A 20,693-nucleotide genomic window follows, 5' to 3' on the forward strand; every position below is an offset into this window, starting at 1 on the left:
CTTATAGCCTATAATTTTTTATGTACAAGGGGTGATTAGTAACAAACTATCACAGTGTGTAATCAACTTATAATTTTGAGTCAAAAATGATAAGAACAAAAAATATTTTCTTAATTGGTCCAGTTGGTGCTGGAAAATCTACTATTGGTAAGCAATTAGCAAAACAGTTAAAATTAGAGTTTATAGATTCTGATGATACAATAGAAAAAAAATGTGGCGTTGATATTAATTGGATCTTTGACCTAGAGGGGGAAGAAGGTTTTAGGCAGCGAGAGAGAGATGTTATCGCTGAAATTTTAGCGGAAAAACAAAATATAGTATTGGCTACCGGTGGTGGAGCTATCCTTGATTCTGATACTAGATCATTACTATCATCACGTGGCAAAGTTGTCTATCTTGAGGCGACTATTGAGCAACAACTCGAGAGAACTGCTAAAGATACAAAGAGACCTCTTCTGAGAGTCGATGATAAAAGACCTGTTTTAGAACAGTTAATGGCTGAGAGAGAGCCTTTGTATAGAAGTATTGCTGATGTTGTGGTTGAGACAAATGGTGCAACGGTTAAAAATATAGTTAATAAAATATCTACATTCCTAGTTGAAGAAACAATTCTGTGATTAGTAAATTATTAGTTAGTCCCACATCTAGTGCAGCTTATGATATTTTAGTAGACTCCTCACTAGATTTTTCTCATATTTTCCCATGGATAGAAAACAAACAGATTTTGGTCGTTACAAACACTACTGTAGCTGACTTGTATCTCAGTATGTTTTTAGACTCAGTACCTAATGAGTTAAACATCAAAACATGTATACTTGAAGATGGGGAGCAATATAAGTCACAACAGAGCTTGGATAAGATTTTGTCATGTTTGTTGGAGAATCAGTATACACGCAACTCTACCGTTTTAGTGGCATTAGGAGGAGGTGTTGTTGGTGATATCACGGGATTTGCAGCTGCGATATATCAGCGAGGAGTAGATTTCATTCAAATTCCGACTACACTATTGTCACAAGTGGACTCTTCTGTTGGTGGTAAGACAGCGATAAATCATTCTCTAGGCAAAAATATGATAGGAGCTTTTTATCAACCAAAGCTTGTATATACATCTGTACAGTTTTATCAAACTTTACCCCAAAGAGAATATATATCTGGTATGGCTGAAGTTGTTAAGTATGCTTTTATATCTAGAGATTTTTATATTTGGCTTGACTTAAATAGAGAAAAAATCTTAGCTAAAGATACTTCTACTTTGATTGAGATGGTAAAAAGAAGCTGCCATATTAAGTCTGAAGTCGTAGCTGAAGATGAAAAAGAAACTACAGGAGCTAGAGCTATACTTAATTTTGGCCATACTTTTGGTCATGCTATTGAGAAGTGTCAAAAGTATTTGGGGCTAAAGCATGGCGAAGCTGTGGGTGTTGGGATGGCACAAGCTATAGATTTTTCTTGCTATCTAGGGATGATATCAGAGCAACAAGCAAAAGACTTTAAAGGGTTCATAACTAGCTTTAGAATCTCAACTGACTTTCCTAAAGATATTTGTCAAAGAGAATTTTTAAATGCTATGCTTTTAGATAAGAAAAATAGCAATAAAGAGCTAAAATTTATTCTTATAAAAGACATTGGCAATTTAGCTTTGCAAAAACAGTCTAAAAGAGACTTAGAATTATTCTTAATAAACTCTAATAGAAAATAAGTAGTTACTTTGGTAATATGTTTTTATAAGTAACTCTTAATATGTTATGTAATATGAAAGGTAAAATTTTAGTAACAGGATTGATGTTTTTATCACTTTTAGGCGTTTCTTATGCAAGTTATGGTGTTTTAGATGATCAAGGTAAGGTTATAACTAATTGTGCTGATTTAGAAATAGAAAAAGATAATCAAGATAGGTTTTCAAGAGCTGTTTTTTCGAGGTGTAACAACAAAGAAGTGTTTTCCTATACTGGAAATTTTAGATATATCGATAGGTAGTATTGGTTTTCTTAATTTTAATCGAAGCAAAGTAGTTATTTGAAACTAGCTATACTGATGATTTAATTTTTATTTTCTATTAGATTTTTAGTAGCTTTTTTTAGTTCTTTTCTATAGTAGTCTAGATTTTTTGAAGACTCATCTTTCAAATCTTTAATTTGTTGAGTCAAAAAAGTAATTTGACTTTCTAGACTTTCTTTCAAGTCAGATATGCGTTGTTTAGATTGTTCTTGAACAAGATCGCAATATGACCTAGCATCCTTAGCTAATCTTTCTGCAGTCTCACGACGGATACTTTCCTTTACTAATGCAGAATATAGTTTTTTGATTTTGATTTCTTCATCAGGTTCATTAAGTAGTGTTGACCACTCATCTGAAATATTGCTAAATAAATCCAGTTCGTCAATATCTTGAAGTATTTTTGTAACATTTTGACTGATAGCCATTAAATTTAAATCCTTTTAGTATTTTTTTTGTTTGAATAAACTTATTTTAGATAGGTAATAAATGCTATGAATAAACCTAAAATTATAGAGCAAATAATACCGGAATGTTTAGCTAAATAAAAGAGTATTTTTTGAAATAATTCCTTTAACGATATTGGTTGTGCTAAGTGTATAGTATAAACTAGTGTAATCCTTATATTTAATAAGCTTGTCTATCATGAAAATAAAAAATGATCTTATATTCAATTCAGTTGAAAAAATAAAATATTCTGCACGTAGAGGGATGCTTGAACTTGATATAATCTTAGCGCCATATTTAAATAATTGTTATATGCAAGAAGATCTTACTGGTAAGAAACTTTTTGTTGAGTTTTTGGCTAGTGAAGATAATGATATGTTTGATTGGTTATTTAAAGGGGTAACTCCACCTAATAAATATAAAGAGCTTGTTGATAAAATTATTCAAGAGAAAAAGAAGTTTAATAAAAATATACTAAAGTAAATATAAGAGGAAACTATATGAATAACTTATTAAATCATTCAAGTGAGTATCCTATTTCAAGTGAAATAATGAATATCTCTAAATATTGGTTAGTAGAAGAAAAAGAAGCTGTAACTAAGCTTGTTGAAAAAGCTCACATGACAAGTGTCCAGAAAGCTCAGGTAAGAGAAAGAGCATATAGCCTAGTAGAAAAAGTTAGAAAAAATAGATTAAAAAAATCTGGTATCGATGCTTTTATGATTGAGTACGATTTATCGTCTGAAGAGGGCATAGTTCTGATGTGTTTAGCTGAGGCGTTATTAAGAGTTCCTGATAAATATACTATTGATTTGTTAATAAAAGATAAGCTTACAAGTGCTGCTTGGAAAAATCATGTTGGTAGAGAAAAGCATTTGTTTGTCAATGCTGCTACGTGGAGTTTGATGCTAACGGGTAAAATACTAAAAAATCCTCATGGAGCATATCGAAAAGTATTTCAAAACTTACTAAAAAAATCGAGTGAACCCGTAATTCGTCAGGCTATGAAGCAAGCGATGAAAATAGTTGGTAAGCAATACGTACTTGGTGAAACTATTGAAGAAGCATTAAAAGTATCAGAGGTAAAAGTCGCTAGAGGCTATAGCTACTCCTATGATATGTTAGGTGAAGCAGCGATGACAATGGCTGATGCTGACTACTACTATGAACAATATATACATGCTATTAATGAATTGGCTAAATATGCTACAAATAAAGAAATTAAAAAGAATCCAGGTATATCCATAAAACTATCTGCTTTGCATCCACGCTATGAGGTTGCCAAACACCAAAGAGTTCATCAGGAGTTATATCCAAAACTTTTAAAGCTTACTCAATTAGCTAAACAGTATAATGTTGGCATGAATATTGATGCAGAAGAAACTGAGAGGTTACAAATATCTTTGGAGCTAGTAGAGAGATTAGCTCATGAGCCATCTCTAGATGGATTTGATGGAATTGGTATAGTTGTTCAGGCTTATCAAAAAAGAGCTCCTTACGTACTAGACTACTTAGCTAATCTTGCTAAGAAAACAAATAGAAGATTTATGATTCGTCTTGTAAAAGGTGCATATTGGGATGCTGAAATCAAACATGCTCAAGAGCAAGGTTTAGATGGCTATCCGGTATTTACACGTAAATATCATACAGATGTTTCTTATCAAGCATGTGTAGAACAACTTTTTGAAAACCATCAATATATTTACCCTCAATTTGCTACGCACAATGCGCAAACTGTAGCTGTAGTTATGGAGTTAGCTAATGGTAATAAAGATTTTGAATTTCAATGCCTACACGGTATGGGAGATCCTCTATATGATAATATCGTAGGTAAAGAGGGATATGAGGAGATTCCTTGTAGAATATACGCGCCTGTTGGAGGCCATAAGCATTTACTTGCATATTTAGTTAGAAGATTATTAGAAAATGGCGCTAATAGTTCATTTGTAAATAGAATCGTTGATGAAAATTTACCTATTGAAGAGCTAATAGAGGATCCAGTTAAAAAAGCTATAGATTATGGCTGTGGTCAGCATCCTAATATACCTTATCCTAAAGATATAGTAGCTCCTAGGTTAAATTCACAAGGCTACAATACAAATGACTTTGCTGAACTTGCTAGTATGTATAAAAATATTGAGAAATATACTCATAAAAATACATACAGAGCAAAACCAATAGTCTCTAATGTTGATATTGACAAAACAACTGCTGAAGAGGTTATAAACCCTAATACTGGAAATACAATAGGGTCTGTTATTAATGCTGATGCCAAAATGGCTAAAAGAGCATTGAAAAATGCTCAGAGTGCTTTTGAGGATTGGAACAATACTCCTGCATCCCAAAGAGCAGAAATCTTAGAGAAATTCGCAGATCTATTAGAGAAAAATACTAATGAATTTATCGCTATAGCTATGATTGAAGCGGGTAAAACTTTATCAAATGCAATTGATGAAGTTAGAGAAGCTGTAGATTTTTGTCGCTATTATGCAGCTCAAGCTCGTAAAGAATTTAATGGACCTATTGATTTACCAGCGTTATCTGATCATTTGAAACAGATTGAGTTTACAGGTAGAGGAGCTATGGTATGTATTAGTCCTTGGAATTTCCCATTAGCAATTTTTTTAGGTCAGATAACCGCTGTATTAGCTGCTGGTAATACAGTAGTTGCTAAGCCAGCTGAGCAGACTCCAATCATTGCCTATAAAGCTGTTAAATTACTATTCAAGGCAGGTCTTCCTAAAGGGGTGTTGCAGTTTACTCCTGGAGATGGAGCAACTGTTGGTAGTGCTTTGGTTCAAAGTCCTGTGTGTAAAGGTGTAATATTTACAGGTTCAACTGAGGTCGCTGGAATTATAAACCAAACGTTAGCATCAAAATCTAGTGAGATAGTACCGTTTATAGCAGAAACAGGTGGACAAAATGCTTTAATTGTTGATTCATCTTCACTTCCTGAGCAGGTTACTGCTGATGTTATACGTTCTGCTTTTGATAGTGCCGGCCAACGATGTTCAGCATTACGTATATTATGTTTACAGGAAGATATAGCAGATAATTATATCAAAATGATTGTTGGTGCTATGAAAGAACTTAAAATAGGTGATTCAAAATACATCGATACAGATGTTGGACCTGTAATAGACAAAGAAGCAGCTGATAATCTAAATGCGTATATAGAAGAGAAGAAAAAACAATTTAAACTAATATATCAATCACAGCCAAATGAAGATACTCAAGAGGGTACTTTTGTATTGCCAACAGCATTTGAAATAGAGAAACTATCTGACCTTGGTAGGGAGCAGTTTGGTCCGATTCTTCATATCCTTAGGTTTAAAGCTAATGAGCTTAATAAACTTGTAAAAGATATTAATTCTACTGGATATGGTCTGACTGCTGGTGTTCATAGTAGAATTAATGAAGTTATGAACTATGTTAAAAATAATATTAAAGCTGGTAATGTCTATGTCAATAGAAATATTGTTGGTGCTGTTGTAGGTGTTCAGCCTTTCGGTGGACAAGGTAAGTCTGGTACTGGTCCAAAAGCAGGTGGTCCTTATTATATGCATCGTTTGGCAAATGAGAAGCTATCAGGTGTTGGAGCAGTAGAAGAGATTTATAATCCTGAAAAAATTTCTAACGATGAAAAAGCCACAAATAAACTAATAAAAGATAAGTACAGTATTAGTAGTATTGTGGCTGGTGAGAAAGCCAAAAAGGATAAATATATCGATTTAAAATCGGCTGATGGCAAGAATATTGGTAAAAAACATATTGCTTCAGTAAGTACTGTAGATAAAGCTATAGAAATCGCCAATGCAGAAGCAGATATTTGGAATCATATAAATGCTGAAGACAGAGCTGTAATTATTGAGAAATTCTTAGATTTATTAGAAAAAGAACGTCATCTAGTAGCATCATGCTTGGTCGCAGAGTCAAATATATCTGTAGAAGATGCTCATATTCAGATTGATAAAACTATACAGCAGGTAGCATACTACTGTTTACAGGCTAAAAAAGAATTTGCTCATCCTGAACTACTGCCTGGACCAACAGGTGAAATTGATGAACTAAGCTTGAAAGGTCGCGGTGTAGTAATTAGTATGTGTTCAAGCTGTGACATGTTAATAAGATTTGTTGGTCAATCTACAGCAGCACTATTAGCTGGTAATACTGTAGTTACAAAGCCGGCATATACAGGCAACCTTACAGCTTATAATATTGTTAAGTTAATGCTTAAAGCAGGAGTTAACCCTAAAGTTATCCATCTAATCTTATCTGATGATGAGGAGATTATTTCGGCATTACTCTTTAATAGTAAGGTAGCTTTAGTAGCTTTTTCTGGAAGTATTTCTTCTGTTAAACAGATTCATCAGGCTTTAGCGTTACGTAGAGGAGCAATTATCCCGTTTGTTGCTGAGAGTGTTGCTAAAGATGGTAAGTGTACTAGCTTGGCAATAGAAACAGCATCGCCTCTATATTTGCGTAGGTTTGTTGTAGAAAAAACAGTTAGTGTTGATACTACAGCATCTGGTGGTAATGCCTCTTTAATGAGTCTAGAGGAATAAAAAATATTGTAAACTCATATTCTTGATGATAATTTAAAAGTTACGTTGTTAAATTTTTTTGTCAGTTAATGATCGAAAACTATCAAATAATCATAGCTTAAAAATATGAAAAGTATTTTTTTGTCTAGTTTTAAATCAATTATAAGGAATGAATATGAGTGATAATGTATCTGTAAAAAAGATGTCGTTGTTTAGTGCCGTTTTAATCGGTACTACTTGTATGGTCGGCTCAGGTTGGCTATTTAGTGCTCAGCTTACAGCTAAAAATGCTGGTAACTGGGCGTTCTTAGCATGGATCTTAGCAGCATTAATTGTTGTGATGATTGCGCTATGTCTTGGTAAAGTTGTATCTCTGTATCCAGTAAGAGGAGCTACTACTAGATCGAGCGCGATATCTCATAATAGTATTTTTGCAATGCCATTTGCTTTTGCAAACTGGTTTGGTATTGTAGTGGTTATTTCATCAGAGGCTTTAGCAACTACACAATATTTATCAGGTGTTAAAGCTATGGAGTGGTTGATGCACGATGGTGTTTTAACTATGTCAGGGATGACTTTTGCACTAGTTGTACTATTTATATATCTAGTAATTAATTTTTATGGTGTCAAACTACTAGCTAGAGTTAATAATGCTATAACAGTTTTTAAAATGGCGGTTCCATTTATAATTGTTATTATATTTATAGCTTATGCACTTATGCATAGTTCTGATCATGTAAGTATGTTCTCAGATGATATCCCTAATAATTCCCAGTTTGGATTTAGCTCAGCATTAACAGCTATTGTTGCAGGTGGTTTAATATATACTTTCAATGGCTTTCAAACTGTAGTTGCTTATGCTAGTGAAGTTAAGAATCCTGGTAGAAATATCCCATTAGCTATTATTCTAGCGCTACTAATAGTTCTGACTTTATATCTAGGCTTACAATATGCATTCATGCAAGCGGTACCTCATCAATATCTTTTAGAAAAAGGTGGTTGGGCTGGTTTAGATTTTGATTCACCATTATTACAGCTAGCGACATTATTAGGACTTGGATATATATCATTTTTGCTTATAGTTGATAGTGTTGTTAGTCCATCCGCTACGGGGTATACATATTTAGGTGCATCTTCGAGAATGCTATATGCAATGTCCTCAGAAGGGCAGATGCCTAGATACTTTGCTAAGATTACTCCAGTTGTAAATATTTCGCGTAGATCTCTTCTTGCAAACTTTATATTGTCAGTTATATTTCTGTTTTTCTCAGACAACTGGACAGGTTTAATGTTGGTTGTGACAGGCTTTCATATTATTGGATATATGGCAGCACCTGTGAGTATGGGAGCTTTAGCACCACGTACTAGATTATTTGGTTTAGTTGTATTTGTAGTTTTGACATTACTACTTAATACTGTGGAGATTCAAACACAAATTAATATGAGTGCTATACTCGTAGTTCTTATAACTATATATGCAAGTCTTGAGTTTAGAAGAGTTGGAATTAAGAACCTTCTGATGCTTATATTACCATTTATAATTTTTGTTTGTTTGACTACACCTATCACAAACTATTTTGCTGATGCAGTTGTTGGTATTGTCTTCTATTGGTTTGTGACTGATAAGCGTTATGTAGCATTTTGTAGATCTACAGCAAATGAGAAGAATATTATTGTCGATTAATGCTTTTTAGCTATAGTCATTAAACTTTTATCTATCTATAATACATCTCTAATATTATCAATTTATTTTGAGTAATGAAAAATGCAAAATGGATTTTAATAATCCTTTGTTTAGGTTATTTTATAGACTTTTATGATTTAACGGTGTTTAGTGTTTCTTATGTTGATTTATTAAAGCAACAATTTGGAATTTTTGATTCTACTAAAATTCAACAAACTTATTACTTGATAAATAATATTCAAATGGTTGGTATCTTAGTCGGTGCAATCCTCTTTGGTATCTTGGCTGATAAGTTTGGGCGTATTACTGTTATAAAATATAGTATTTTGCTTTATTCGTTGACTACTTTATTGTGTATATTTGTGAATAATATTTACATTTTTATGCTGCTAAGATTTTTAGCATACTTGGCTCTAGCGAGTGAGTTTGCTGTATCTAGTGTTTTGATAGTAGAATTTTTTCCGCCTCGATTAGCCGCTTGGGGAATGAGTCTTTTGTATATTTTAGGTGTAATGGGTGGAGTTGTTGCTACACTTTTTGGTGTTTTCTCTTACAAAGTGATGTTCGTTTTCGGTGGATTTGCTGGTTTGGGTATATACGCATTTCGAAGAGTGTTAGAAGAGTCCCCACATTTTATAGAGTTGTATAAATCTGATAAATTTAAAAATACGGGAAGTATTAGTTTTCTTATCAGAAATTATAATAAACCACTGATTCTTAACTTTTTAATTACGCTGCCTTATTTTTTTGTAATAACTGTAATGTTTGCACTGGTGAAATTCATCGCGAATGACATAGATTTTGCAAGTTTAGTTAAGCTGTTTCTATTTGGATTTTTTGCAGGAAATATTATTAGTAGTATTCTTAGCGGAATATATAACCAATATTTTAAATCACCGAGTTTATTTTTTGTAATAAATATAGTTATATTTCTAGTGAGTATCTTTGCGTATAAATATGTATCTAGTGATTTCATATTTTTCTATGGAATACTTATTGGGCTTATTGGTGGTGGTTATAACATTATGTGGGCACAATATGCAGCCACTGAATTTCCGACAGAAGTTCGCTCATTAGCTACTAATATGATATTTGCCTTAGGTAGGACTAGTAGTATTTTCTTTGGGATTATTTTTGCTTATTGGATTACTAATGAAAGCACATTTAGAATGAATGTAAATATCTTAGCTGTATTGGTAGCTATTATGGTTTTACTAATAATAATGTTTTATAAAAGAGAGAAGATATTAAATAAATAGAGATTAATATTTATGAGTAATAAGATTTTATTTGGGATTACTGGTAGTGTATCAGCTTTTAAGACTATAAATTTGATAAGACTTTTTATTAAAAGTGGTGTTGAGTGTAAAGCTATAGTCACTAAAGGAGCACAGCAGTTTATAAAGCCTGAACTTTTAGTTGCTTTAGGCTGTAATGTCTACACTGATGAATCTTTGAATATGAGTGAATATAGTCAAAGTATGGCACATATTAATTTATCACGTTGGGCTGATAAGATATTTATAGTTCCTGCTTCAGCAAATACTATTGCAAAATTAGCTCATGGTTTAGCTGATGATTTATTAAGTCAAACAATATTAGCTAATGAGGATAATTCTAAAGTATATATAGCTCCTGCTATGAATGTAAATATGTGGCAAAATCAACTAACTCAGCTTAATATCACAAAGCTTCAAAATATAGGATTTAATTTGATTGCTCCAGATCAAGGCATTCAAGCTTGTGGAGATATAGGTAGTGGCAGATTACATGAGCCTGAAGTTTTATTTGAGTTATTGAATGTTGCTCAAGATTTCAAAGCTAAAAAAGTAGTGATAACAGTAGGAGCAACTGTAGAAGATATCGATGGTGTTAGATACTTATCAAATTACAGCTCTGGTAAGATGGGTATTGCTTTGGTGAGAGAATTACTTGTAAGAGGAGCAAATGTAGTAGTATTAAAAGCAAAAACTACAATAAGTTTTGATATTAAACATCCTAACTTAGAAATCATTGATACTAAAAGTGCTGATGATATGAATCAGGCAATGCTCGAGAAAGCTAAAGATAGTGATATTTTTATTGGTTGTGCTGCAGTAGCTGACTATAAGATCAAAAATAAATTTAATAATAAAATTAAAAAAACTGATGAAACTTTAACTTTAGAGTTTATTAAAAATCCTGATGTTTTAGCAAATTGTAAAAAGTCATATCCAAGTATTTTTGCTATAGGCTTTGCGGCTGAGTCTGAAAATATAGTTGAATATGCTCGATCTAAGCTTGCCAAAAAAAATCTAAATATGATAGTTGCTAATTCAACCGAAGTATTTGGTAATGATAGTTCAAGTGTAACAATCTTATCTGAAAATAATTTAAAAGAGTATAATAATATATCAAAATCACAAGTTGCAAAATTGATATTAGACTATGCTAAAAGTATCTACTAGAAGAATTAAAACTGCACCAAACTTCCTAAATGTAATTTCATTAGAAAATGATAATATCCAATTAGAACTATTAGATATTGGAGCTACTGTATATTCTCTTAGAATTAGAAATAACAGTGGTAAGTTTGAAAATATAGTCTTACAGTATGCAGATATAGAAAATTATTTTAATAATCCATCATATTATGGTGCTAGTATCGGTAGGGTAGCTGGGAGAATCAAAGATGGTCAGTTTATCTTAAATAATAAAAAGTATAGTGTTAGTAAAAATGAGAAATCTATTAATACTCTTCATGGAAGTTTTAATAATATCTCTCATCAGCGATTTGATTATACAGTTAATCAAAATAAAGTTAAATTTAGTCGTATTCAAAAATCATCAGATGATGGTTTTCCAGCAGATGTACAGATTGATATAACTTATGAATTACAAGAAAATTCACTAATAATCTATTTTGAAGCTATAGCTAATGAAGATACATTATTAAATCTCACAAACCACAATTACTATAATTTATCTGGAGATTTTAAAGCTACTATAGAAAATCATAAACTACAAGTATCTGCAAAGAGAGTAGTAATAACTGATACGAACAGTATACCTAAGCAAATTATAAAAATTCCTTATGAAATGGATTTTAGTCAAGAATCAGTTATTGCAGATAAATTAGAAACTAATTTTGAATATTTTAGTGGTGGTGGGATAGATCATTGTTATATTATTGATGGGGCTATTAAATTGACAGATGAGATCAGTGGACGAAAGCTTGTAGCAACAAGTTCTTATCCAGCTACGCAGATATATACTACTAATTTTCCTGATGGTTTGAAGTTATCAAATGGTTTAAATTCACAGAAATTTCATGCAATATGTTTTGAGCCACAGTTTGTACCAGTAATTGGCAAAAACTATGATAAGTCAGATATTAAGCTCAAGAAAGGGCAGCAATATAAGCAATTTATTAAGCTTAAATTTTAGAGAACCTCTTAGGTAATAAAATATTTAAAAATTATTAATAATAAGAAAAGAGAAGGTAATATATATAAAAGCTTTAGAAGATTATTTGTAAGTTAAATTATATGCATATAAAGTCTGAGATAGAAAAACTAGAGCGACAACAAATAGTATTCCAAAAGCAATTCCTAATTCTTGAAATATATAACCAAAAATACAAATAAATATGATTAGAAGAAAAATAAGAAAAATAGAACTAAGTATAACAAATTTACTTTTACCTAGATAAAGCAAAGTTGGAACTGATAGAAACCCTATCCAAACAAATCCTTGGACTAATATAAAGATGATAAATATATTGTTGCCTTTAATATATTCTTGGCCATAAATAGATAATATGTCCTGACCATATAGGCATACTACTAAAAACATTAATGTACTTAATAAAGTCATTGCTATTATATTTCTTGTAATTATTTTCCTTAGTCTAGTCATGGATTTTTCATGTATTGCTATCACAATATAAGGTAAAACTAAAGATTGCATGCATATTATAATAATATTTGAGATTATTTGTGAAGAAAAAGCAGCAACAGCAAATATACCAACCATTCTTTCATCTACTAAAAATATTTCAGCTCCAATAACGCCTAAGTATGAAATAGTAATTATAACTAGATTATAAGGCAAACCGGATAACCCAATAGATATCCATTCTTTTATTCGTAAATTCTCTGCTTTAGAATTATATATATTTAGTTTCTTTAATACCATTATAAATAACGTTAAACATATACCTATCCAAGGTAGCATAATTAGTAAAATTATTATATTTGTACTACAATGCAAATTATTTATAAATATAGTTAGTGTAACAGCTAACATCATTGAAGTAAGAAGCAATCTGAAAATGAAATTTGCAGAAATTGGCTTAAATAAAGCTATCAATATCTTATAAAAAAAGAAACTCATAGCCATGATGGGTATAAAAATAGTGGTTATAAATATTGGATGCAGATGGGTAAAAGATAAAATATATTTAGTAATTATATATCCAATGAAAGCAATTAAATAATAAAAAATAGACATGAATAATACTATAATAAAAGTATAGATTAAAAAAGATTTAATAATGGGTTTATTATTAGATTTTACTGCAAATCCAATAACTTTAAAAGCCGCTATATCTGCACCAAGTAAGCATATAATATAAGCAATTGTAGTGGCGCTATAAGCTACAGAATAGTCTCCAAAGTCGCTAGTACTTAATTTTTTAGTAAGTATAATTTCCATTCCTAAAAAAAGAAGTGATGTGCTAATTTGAATCATAAGTAAAAATATAATGGTTTTAATATTTAATGATGAGGAAGAGTTTTTTTTAAGCATTATTTATAGTTTGAAAAAATAATGATTGTATCTGATTTCTAACTAAAACAAAATATTATTTATAGCATAAGATTAATGTTTAAATTTAAGATGCTATACAGCTAAGATATTTAATTTCTTATGCAACTCTAATGCCTTGTCTCGAGATTTTTTGAGGTCTACTACAGGTTTTGGATAATTATCGCCCAATTTAACTCCTGCTTCTTGTAATACTAGCTCGCTTGCTTCCCATGGCTTTGCAATTAGCTTATCCGGTAGAAACTTAAGTTCAGGTACATACTTACGGATATATTCAAAAGCTTCAAATTTTTCAGCTTGTAGTACAGGATTAAAAATTCTAAAGTAAGGAGCGGCATCTAGACCACAACCAGCAACCCATTGCCAGTTAGCATTATTACTAGCAAAATCAGCATCAAATAAAGTATCAAAAAACCATTTTTCTCCATATTTCCAGTGGATAAGACAGTTTTTGATAAGAAAGCTAGCAACTATCATACGTACGCGATTATGCATATAGCCAGTCTGCCAAAGCTCTCTCATGCCCGCATCTACTATCGGGATGCCAGTATGTCCTGTTTGCCATTTTTTGAGAAGAGTAGGATCATTATCCCATTCAAAACTATCAAATTTTTGGTCGATGTTCTTGTTATGTAGTTCAGGATAATAATATATCTGATAATAAGAGAAATCACGCCAAACTAACTCTTTGATAAAGTGCTCTTCATTGTTACCAATATAGTCTAGACTTTGCACGGCATTAAAAATTTGGTTAGGTGATATCTCACCAAAGTGTAAATATGGAGATAATTTAGAAGTTGAGTCTGTACTCATGAAGTCTCTGGCTGTTTTGTATTCTTTTACTTTACTATCTAGAAACTCCTCAAGGATTTGATGCGAGGCAACTTCGCCAATTTGCCATTGATCTATTATATTTTGCCAAGAAAGTTTTGGCTCTAATAGTTTTAAAGAGCTTAAGTCAGCTGCAGTCTCTAGCTTTTCTAGCGAATTAAAACATGGTTTGGCAATATTTGAGCGATATTTTCTAATTTTGATAAGCTCCTTGTAGAACGGAGTGTATACTTTATAATGTGTGCCATCATCTTTTTTACATTGCCATGGTTCGATAAGTAGACTTCCATTAAAACTACTTATATTTATATCTTGCTCTTGCAGAAATTGTTTAATCTGAGTATCTCTATCAATACTGTACTTGTCATAACATCTATTCCAATAAAAATCTGTGATATTATTTTCTTTGACAAGTTTTTTTATGATTTTTAGAGGGTTACCTCTAAAAAAATGGAGTCTATTATCTAGAGATTTATTTAGGCTGTTCAAAGAGTGATGAAGCCAAAGTTTACTAGCACCACCAATCTCTTGATTCTCGTCTAGTATAAATATTGTAATTGTTTCATCTGCTTGACTAGCCTGATGTAAAGCAGGGTTATCCGCAAGGCGTAAGTCTTGACGAAACCAATGTATAGCTATTTTTTTAGACATATTTCACCATCTATGATTTTGTATAACATATCGACATGCTCATCAGAGTCATTTAAACATGGAATCAGATTAAACTCTTTACCACCTTTTTCAATAAAGTTTTCTTTTTCAGTGATTGCTAGCTCTTCCAATGTTTCTAGGCAATCGGCACTAAATCCTGGGGCTATAACTACAACTTTTTTATTTTGCTTTGCAAATTCTTCTAGTTTGACAGTTGTATATGGTTCTAACCATTTTTTAGGACCAAAACGAGATTGAAATGATAATTCAAAATCTATATCAGGATATTCATTTTGCAGGTTTTCTTTGACCAAGCGATAAGTTTTGTGACAATGGCAATAGTAGGGATCACCTTTATCAAAATATTCCTTTGGTAAGCCGTGGAAAGAAAATAAAATTATATCCGGATATGAGTCTGTAGCTTGCAGATAATTTCTAATTTGTTGACTAATGGTTTGAATATGAAACTTATTATCATAGTAAGGATTTATTGCTTTGATAGTAGGTTGCCATCTTAGCTTTAATAAGACTCTATAAACCTCATCATACACAGTTGCAGTAGTAGTCGCAGAATATTGAGGATATAGTGGAAATACTATTATCTCAGTTACCCCTTGATCTTGTAAGCTTTTAATCTTACTTTCAATGCTTGGATTACCATAACGCATCGCACAATCTACTATATAATTATCGCTTCTTTGATCTAGTTTTTTCGCTAGATTCTCGGTGTATAGGAGCAGAGGTGATTTATTATGTGCTTTATTCCATACGGCTTCATAAGTATGGACATTCTTTTTTGAACGAATTGGTAGAATAATTAAATTTAAGATTAGCTTCCATAATAAAGGATTAGCTTCTATTACTCTTCGATCAGATAAAAATTCTCTAAGATATTTTTTGATGGATTTTGCATCATAGTTATTTGGTGTACCTAGATTAACTAACAAAATAGCTTTTTTATTATATTTGTTACTATATTGTTGCATAGTTACTTATGTATATATTTTTACTAAGAATAATTGTAACAAAATATCGATAGTCTAAAGTTAAATTTTTTTCATATAAGTAACTAAAAAAGGTTATAATTAATTTTGGCCTAAAAGCCTTTTAAAGGAGATATAAAATGAAAAAGATAATTTTAATGACACTTGGTTTGATGAGTGTAGCAATCAGCTACTCTTATATGCGTCCAGCAAATCCATATACAATGTATTATGGTCCTGAAGTTGAGCAAGAGAGAGCTCAAGGTGCTGCTTATGTACCACCAGATAGACAATTCATTAATTCAAGATATGGTGAATATATAGACAATAAGCAAGTAGAATTTAGCCCTGGTGATGATGCAAATAGACTATTTTGGTCATATAGTCAGCCATAGGTTGGGTTATTCTTAATAGAAACTTTTTGTAGAAGATAAGCTTATGAATACAAGAAGAGCTCGAAAACTAATTAGAAAGAGAAGAAGATTAGAAAATTCTAAATTACTCGGCTTTGCTGTGCATAGAATTACAGATAAAAGTCTATGGATTGCTAATTATGACACTGTGGCAAGAGGTGTTTTTGTCGGCTTTTTTTGGATGATGATTCCTTTGCCCCTGCAAACGACTCCTGTAGTTATTTCAGCTATAATTTTGAGAGCTAATATACCAATAGCGATTTCAACAGTATGGATTAGTAATCCTTTGACTTGGGTACCGATGTATTTGGGAAACTATATATTTGGATGCTTTTTGCTTGGAGAGCAGGTTTATATCTCAGACTGGGAAACATTTGATTCTTATATGCTCAATCATTTACATGAATTTTGGAAACCGTTGTTTTTAGGTAGTTTTGTCGCAGGCTTGTTAGTGGCTAGTGCTGGATATATGGCAGTGCATGTACTGAGGATTGTTAATCATTTTTTGGTTAAGAAGAACTAGGTCAAAATAAGAAAATTAAAATGAAGATTGTTGAAATAAGGTTAATTATCAGACACTAAATAATAAATTTAATCTAGCCGTTAATTAGTATATTTAGTATTATTTTACGATATATAAAGTTTTGAACTATTTTTTTATAAAATGCAACAATGGCACCAGTTAGAATTTACGCTAAAATCTAAATATTTTGATATAGTCGAGGATTATCTCTTTGATAACAATGCAGGTTCTGTAACAAGAATAGATAAATCCGATGATATAGTCAGTATTACAGTCTTATATGAGAACCATCATAATATAGATGTTATCATTGCTAATATTCAACAAAAGTTTGAAAATATAGTTGAAAGTGAAATAAATTATAAAATAATCAAAGATCAGCAGTGGGAAGCTGCTTGGTTATATGATTACGAACCTATAGAAATAGGTAAGAATATAGTTGTTTATCCAAATTGGAAACAGCTACCTCAAGATAATGAGCATACTTATATAATAGTTGATCCTAGTATTGCTTTTGGCTGTGGTAATCATGAAACAACTAAAATGTGTCTTGAATGGTTAGAACAGCATATTAGCAAAGATTCGAAAGTACTAGACTATGGTTGTGGTACTGGAGTCTTAGCTATTGGAGCTGTTAAGCTAGGGGCAAGTTATGCCGAAGGTATAGATATTGATCCAAACTCAATAGAATCATCTATTAAAAATGCTCAAGAAAATAATGTTGCTGAGAAAACCCACTTTAGTGATAACCTACCTACACAACAGTTTGATTTAGTTGTGGCAAATATTTTTTCAAATGTACTTATAAGTCTAGTTGATAGTATTACATGTAGTCTAAAGCATGGTGGTAAATTAGCTTTATCAGGTATAATAGAAAATCAAGTTGATGAAGTTCAACAAGAGTTTAAAAAATATGGTATAAGCTTTGGTCAACCCAAACAAATGGGGCAATGGTTTCTATTAGATGGTGTAAAAGATGGGCTTTAAAATAGCTGATATTGAAATAGAAAATAATGTCGTACTTGCACCAATGGCAGGTTTTTGTGATAGTGCATTTCGTACTATATGTAAAGAGCATGGAGCAGGACTGATATATACCGAGATGGTAAGTAACAAAGCCGTAGTAGAGCGTAACTGGGAAACTATAGAAATGCTCTACATGGAAAACAGTGAAAAACCACTTGGGATACAAATATTTGGTACAGATTTAGAGAGTTTTGTTGGTGCTACAAAATATATCGCAGAGAATACTGAATGTGATTTTCTGGATATAAATATGGGCTGTCCTATGCCAAAAATTGCTAAAAAACTACAAGCTGGAGCAGCACTTCTTAAAGATGTCGATAGAATTCATGAAATACTAACAGCTGTAGTAAAGGCAGTACATAAACCAGTAACTGTAAAAATGCGTATTGGTTGGGATGATGAAAACATCAATGCTATAGAGGTTGCTAAAGCATGTGAGGATGCTGGTGTAAGTGCTATTGCTATCCATGGACGTACGCGTGAACAAATGTATACTGGTAAAGCAAATTGGGATATTATCCGTGATGTCAGAAAAGCGGTTGATACTGTGGTTATTGGTAATGGCGATGTGTTTTGTCCAAAGAGTGCAAAAGCAATGATTAACCATACAGGAATAGATGCTGTGATGGTGGGGCGCGCATCTCGTGGTAATCCTTGGATTTTTAGGCAAATTGCCGAGTATCTCAATACAGGTGAGCTAATACCGCCACCAACAGCTTTTGAACGAGTTGAAGTTTTAGGAGAGCATTTGAAAAGGCTCATCAAACTTAAAACTGCAAAAGTAGCTGTTAAAGAAATCCGTACTCATGCAAGTTTTTATCTTCAAGATTTACCTAGCTCAAAAGAGTTTAGGCAAAAACTAAATCAGTTAGTGGATGAGCAGGAGATTTTTATGGCTTTAGAAAAGTATAAAAAATCAATATAGTAATTTAAAAAAAATAAGATAAAGAAGATAACTTTTGGATATAAATAATATTTTTTATTTATACTTAACTTTTGTTATCAATTATAAAGTTAGGGTATGAGAGGTTTAATATGCTTAAAGATAGAATTATAAATTTTTTAAAATGGTTTGATACAAAAGATAAAGCAGCAATAGCTTTTTCTTTGATTTTAGGTTTTTGTGGTTTTTTATTTTTAATATTAGAAACAATTCTTTTAAAAAAAGATCTAATGATTATTGGAATTGCTCTTTTAGCTATGAGTGGAATATTCATAACAATGCAAAACCTTATAATCAAGAATTATAAAGAAGATATGTCTTTTTTTAGATATCGGGCAGAGAATTATGAATCTAGTATAGTTATTTGGAAAATATTTATGATATTTATTTTATTTGGAACATTTATCTTAATAACATATTTTTATAGTAGCTTAATTAAAGAATTTCAGAAAAATTATTTTGATGTTTTTTTGATGATACCTCTTACAATATTTCTAGCATTAGTTTATTTCTTTTTTCAGAAAAGAATTTATATAGCTGAAGTACTACACGAAGAGTACTCACATAAATATAGTGTAGAACTAGAATATAAAAAATTGCTTAGTGAGAATGAGCAAGATAAATTAGAAGAATTTCCTACCGATGAATTACATAAGCTATGGTTAAGAACATTAGAAATAAATCCTGCTAACTCAATAAAAGTTAGTAAGAGTAAAAAAATGGATATAGGATCTTTAGAAAAAATATCTCAAATAATAAAAAATATAAAATAGTAATAACTATATATTAAAACAATTCCATCTGCCTGTCATCAACTTCTCCAAGCCTTATACCTATACCAATCAATCGAATAGGGTGATTTTGTTTCTGATGTAATTCAATTATTAGATTTTTTATCACTTCTTTATCTAGTATTTTTGCTACTCTAGTCAGACTGGTTTTATTAAATTTTGTATCTGTAAATTTGACAACAATACCAATAATAGACTTATAATGCTCGTCAGTTATACGACTAGTCAATTTATCATATAAACTTGGTAGTTTCTCTAGGCAGGCCTCGAGAGTCTTTAGATCTTCAAGGTATGTATTTTCAACACTTACAGATTTACGAATACGAACTGGATTAACTTCACGATTATCTATACCTCTAGCATAGTTATATAAACTACTTCCAAATTTACCAAACTTATCTACTAGAGTAGCTAATCTTAGTTGCTGCAAATCTGAACAAGTCTCGACATTCATACTTTTTAGTTTTTCTTGGGAGACCTTACCAACACCAAAAAGTTTCTTAACTGGTAAATTTTTAACAAAATCATTAACTTGCTCAGGAGTGATTACATATAAGCCATTAGGTTTGTTAATATCACTAGCTATCTTTGCAAGTAGTTTGTTTGGAGCTACTCCAGCTGATCCTGTGAGTCCCGTTTTGTTAAAAATTTCTTGCTTAATCGCTAGAGCAATTAGTGTTGCACTATTTTTATATACTGTAACATCCGTAACATCTAGATACGCTTCATCAAGAGATAGAGGCTCCACTTTAGTTGTAAAAGAATAAAATATCTCACGAATAATCGCAGAATCTGCTTTATATTTTGCAAAGTCCGTATTTAGAAGTATAAGATCTGGACACTTTTGAAGAGCGATAGCTGTTGGCATAGCAGAATGTACACCATATTCTCTAGCTATATAATTACATGTTGATATCACACCGCGTTTGGGATTTGTACCACCTACAGCAAATGGTTTATCTTTGAGGCTCGGATTTGTTTTTTCCTCTACCTGAGCAAAGAAATAATCCATATCAATATGTATGATTTTTCTTGTTTTACTCATAAGGATATTTG

General features: G+C 31.5%; 19 protein-coding genes. 14 read left to right on the forward strand and 5 right to left on the reverse strand.

Going from position 1 to position 20,693, the window contains the following annotated elements; genetic code table 11:
* Positions 1-86 precede the first annotated feature (86 nt).
* Genes aroK through F7308_RS06200 form a run of 3 tightly spaced genes read left to right on the forward strand, consistent with a single transcriptional unit; the run spans position 87 to position 1,977 of the window.
* A complete protein-coding gene (gene aroK, locus F7308_RS06190) occupies positions 87-617 on the forward strand; it encodes a shikimate kinase AroK (RefSeq protein ID WP_013922997.1) in 531 nt (176 codons plus the stop codon).
* Positions 614-1,699 (forward strand): 3-dehydroquinate synthase, encoded by a 1,086-nt coding sequence (aroB, locus tag F7308_RS06195; RefSeq protein ID WP_013922998.1) that lies wholly within the window; start codon positions 614-616, stop codon positions 1,697-1,699. Before aroK ends, aroB begins: the two co-directional genes overlap by 4 nt.
* Before the next feature lie 53 nt (positions 1,700-1,752).
* Positions 1,753-1,977, forward strand: a complete 225-nt coding sequence (locus F7308_RS06200; RefSeq protein WP_041263936.1) for a hypothetical protein — start codon at positions 1,753-1,755, stop codon at positions 1,975-1,977.
* A gap of 62 nt (positions 1,978-2,039) precedes the next feature.
* Here F7308_RS06200 and F7308_RS06205 read toward each other — a convergent pair whose 3' ends face one another.
* Positions 2,040-2,423 carry a hypothetical protein gene (locus F7308_RS06205; RefSeq protein ID WP_013923000.1) on the reverse strand — a complete coding sequence of 128 codons (384 nt, stop codon included), beginning with the start codon at positions 2,421-2,423 and terminating at the stop codon, positions 2,040-2,042.
* Positions 2,424-2,640: 217 nt separating this feature from the next.
* On the opposite strand from F7308_RS06205, the gene F7308_RS06210 reads away from it, so the two are divergent.
* The 6 genes from F7308_RS06210 to F7308_RS06235 all read left to right on the forward strand — a co-directional run bounded on the left by F7308_RS06210 (position 2,641) and on the right by F7308_RS06235 (position 12,096).
* A complete protein-coding gene (locus tag F7308_RS06210; protein WP_013923001.1) occupies positions 2,641-2,925 on the forward strand; it encodes an FAD assembly factor SdhE in 285 nt (94 codons plus the stop codon).
* 17 nt (positions 2,926-2,942) lie between these two features.
* A complete protein-coding gene (putA, locus tag F7308_RS06215) occupies positions 2,943-7,007 on the forward strand; it encodes a bifunctional proline dehydrogenase/L-glutamate gamma-semialdehyde dehydrogenase PutA (protein WP_013923002.1) in 4,065 nt (1,354 codons plus the stop codon).
* A gap of 154 nt (positions 7,008-7,161) precedes the next feature.
* Positions 7,162-8,670 carry an APC family permease gene (locus tag F7308_RS06220; protein WP_013923003.1) on the forward strand — a complete coding sequence of 503 codons (1,509 nt, stop codon included), beginning with the start codon at positions 7,162-7,164 and terminating at the stop codon, positions 8,668-8,670.
* Positions 8,671-8,744: 74 nt separating this feature from the next.
* Positions 8,745-9,929 (forward strand): MFS transporter, encoded by a 1,185-nt coding sequence (locus F7308_RS06225; RefSeq protein WP_013923004.1) that lies wholly within the window; start codon positions 8,745-8,747, stop codon positions 9,927-9,929.
* A gap of 12 nt (positions 9,930-9,941) precedes the next feature.
* On the forward strand, positions 9,942-11,117 hold the full coding sequence (gene coaBC, locus F7308_RS06230) for a bifunctional phosphopantothenoylcysteine decarboxylase/phosphopantothenate--cysteine ligase CoaBC (RefSeq protein WP_013923005.1): 1,176 nt from the start codon (positions 9,942-9,944) through the stop codon (positions 11,115-11,117).
* The gene (locus F7308_RS06235) at positions 11,098-12,096 is read left to right on the forward strand and encodes an aldose epimerase family protein (protein WP_013923006.1); all 999 of its coding nucleotides are present in this window, start codon (positions 11,098-11,100) and stop codon (positions 12,094-12,096) included. The genes coaBC and F7308_RS06235 overlap by 20 nt, the downstream gene beginning before the upstream one ends.
* An 81-nt stretch (positions 12,097-12,177) precedes the next feature.
* Here the strand turns inward: F7308_RS06235 and F7308_RS06240 are convergent, their stop codons facing one another.
* The 3 genes from F7308_RS06240 to hemH all read right to left on the reverse strand — a co-directional run bounded on the left by F7308_RS06240 (position 12,178) and on the right by hemH (position 15,944).
* Positions 12,178-13,458 carry a polysaccharide biosynthesis protein gene (locus F7308_RS06240; protein WP_013923007.1) on the reverse strand — a complete coding sequence of 427 codons (1,281 nt, stop codon included), beginning with the start codon at positions 13,456-13,458 and terminating at the stop codon, positions 12,178-12,180.
* Positions 13,459-13,551: 93 nt separating this feature from the next.
* Positions 13,552-14,958, reverse strand: coding sequence for a cryptochrome/photolyase family protein (locus F7308_RS06245; protein ID WP_013923008.1), 1,407 nt, complete (start codon positions 14,956-14,958; stop codon positions 13,552-13,554).
* Positions 14,943-15,944 carry a ferrochelatase gene (hemH, locus tag F7308_RS06250; RefSeq protein WP_013923009.1) on the reverse strand — a complete coding sequence of 334 codons (1,002 nt, stop codon included), beginning with the start codon at positions 15,942-15,944 and terminating at the stop codon, positions 14,943-14,945. Before hemH ends, F7308_RS06245 begins: the two co-directional genes overlap by 16 nt.
* Before the next feature lie 137 nt (positions 15,945-16,081).
* Between hemH and F7308_RS06255 the strand changes: the two genes are divergently transcribed.
* From F7308_RS06255 to F7308_RS06275, 5 genes are all read left to right on the forward strand, one after another.
* Positions 16,082-16,336, forward strand: a complete 255-nt coding sequence (locus F7308_RS06255; protein ID WP_013923010.1) for a hypothetical protein — start codon at positions 16,082-16,084, stop codon at positions 16,334-16,336.
* A 43-nt stretch (positions 16,337-16,379) separates the two neighbouring features.
* Complete coding sequence (locus F7308_RS06260) at positions 16,380-16,877, forward strand: DUF2062 domain-containing protein (protein WP_013923011.1); 498 nt, start codon at positions 16,380-16,382, stop codon at positions 16,875-16,877.
* Between the two features lie 141 nt (positions 16,878-17,018).
* Positions 17,019-17,864 (forward strand): 50S ribosomal protein L11 methyltransferase, encoded by an 846-nt coding sequence (gene prmA, locus F7308_RS06265; protein WP_013923012.1) that lies wholly within the window; start codon positions 17,019-17,021, stop codon positions 17,862-17,864.
* Positions 17,854-18,828 carry a tRNA dihydrouridine synthase DusB gene (dusB, locus tag F7308_RS06270; RefSeq protein ID WP_013923013.1) on the forward strand — a complete coding sequence of 325 codons (975 nt, stop codon included), beginning with the start codon at positions 17,854-17,856 and terminating at the stop codon, positions 18,826-18,828. The genes prmA and dusB overlap by 11 nt, the downstream gene beginning before the upstream one ends.
* A gap of 110 nt (positions 18,829-18,938) precedes the next feature.
* Positions 18,939-19,619, forward strand: a complete 681-nt coding sequence (locus F7308_RS06275) for a hypothetical protein (protein WP_013923014.1) — start codon at positions 18,939-18,941, stop codon at positions 19,617-19,619.
* Positions 19,620-19,632: 13 nt separating this feature from the next.
* Here F7308_RS06275 and dinB read toward each other — a convergent pair whose 3' ends face one another.
* A complete protein-coding gene (gene dinB, locus F7308_RS06280) occupies positions 19,633-20,682 on the reverse strand; it encodes a DNA polymerase IV (RefSeq protein WP_013923015.1) in 1,050 nt (349 codons plus the stop codon).
* Positions 20,683-20,693 lie beyond the last annotated feature (11 nt).

It is taken from the genome of Francisella salina, from assembly GCF_000219045.1.
GTDB classification, from domain to species: domain Bacteria; phylum Pseudomonadota; class Gammaproteobacteria; order Francisellales; family Francisellaceae; genus Francisella; species Francisella salimarina.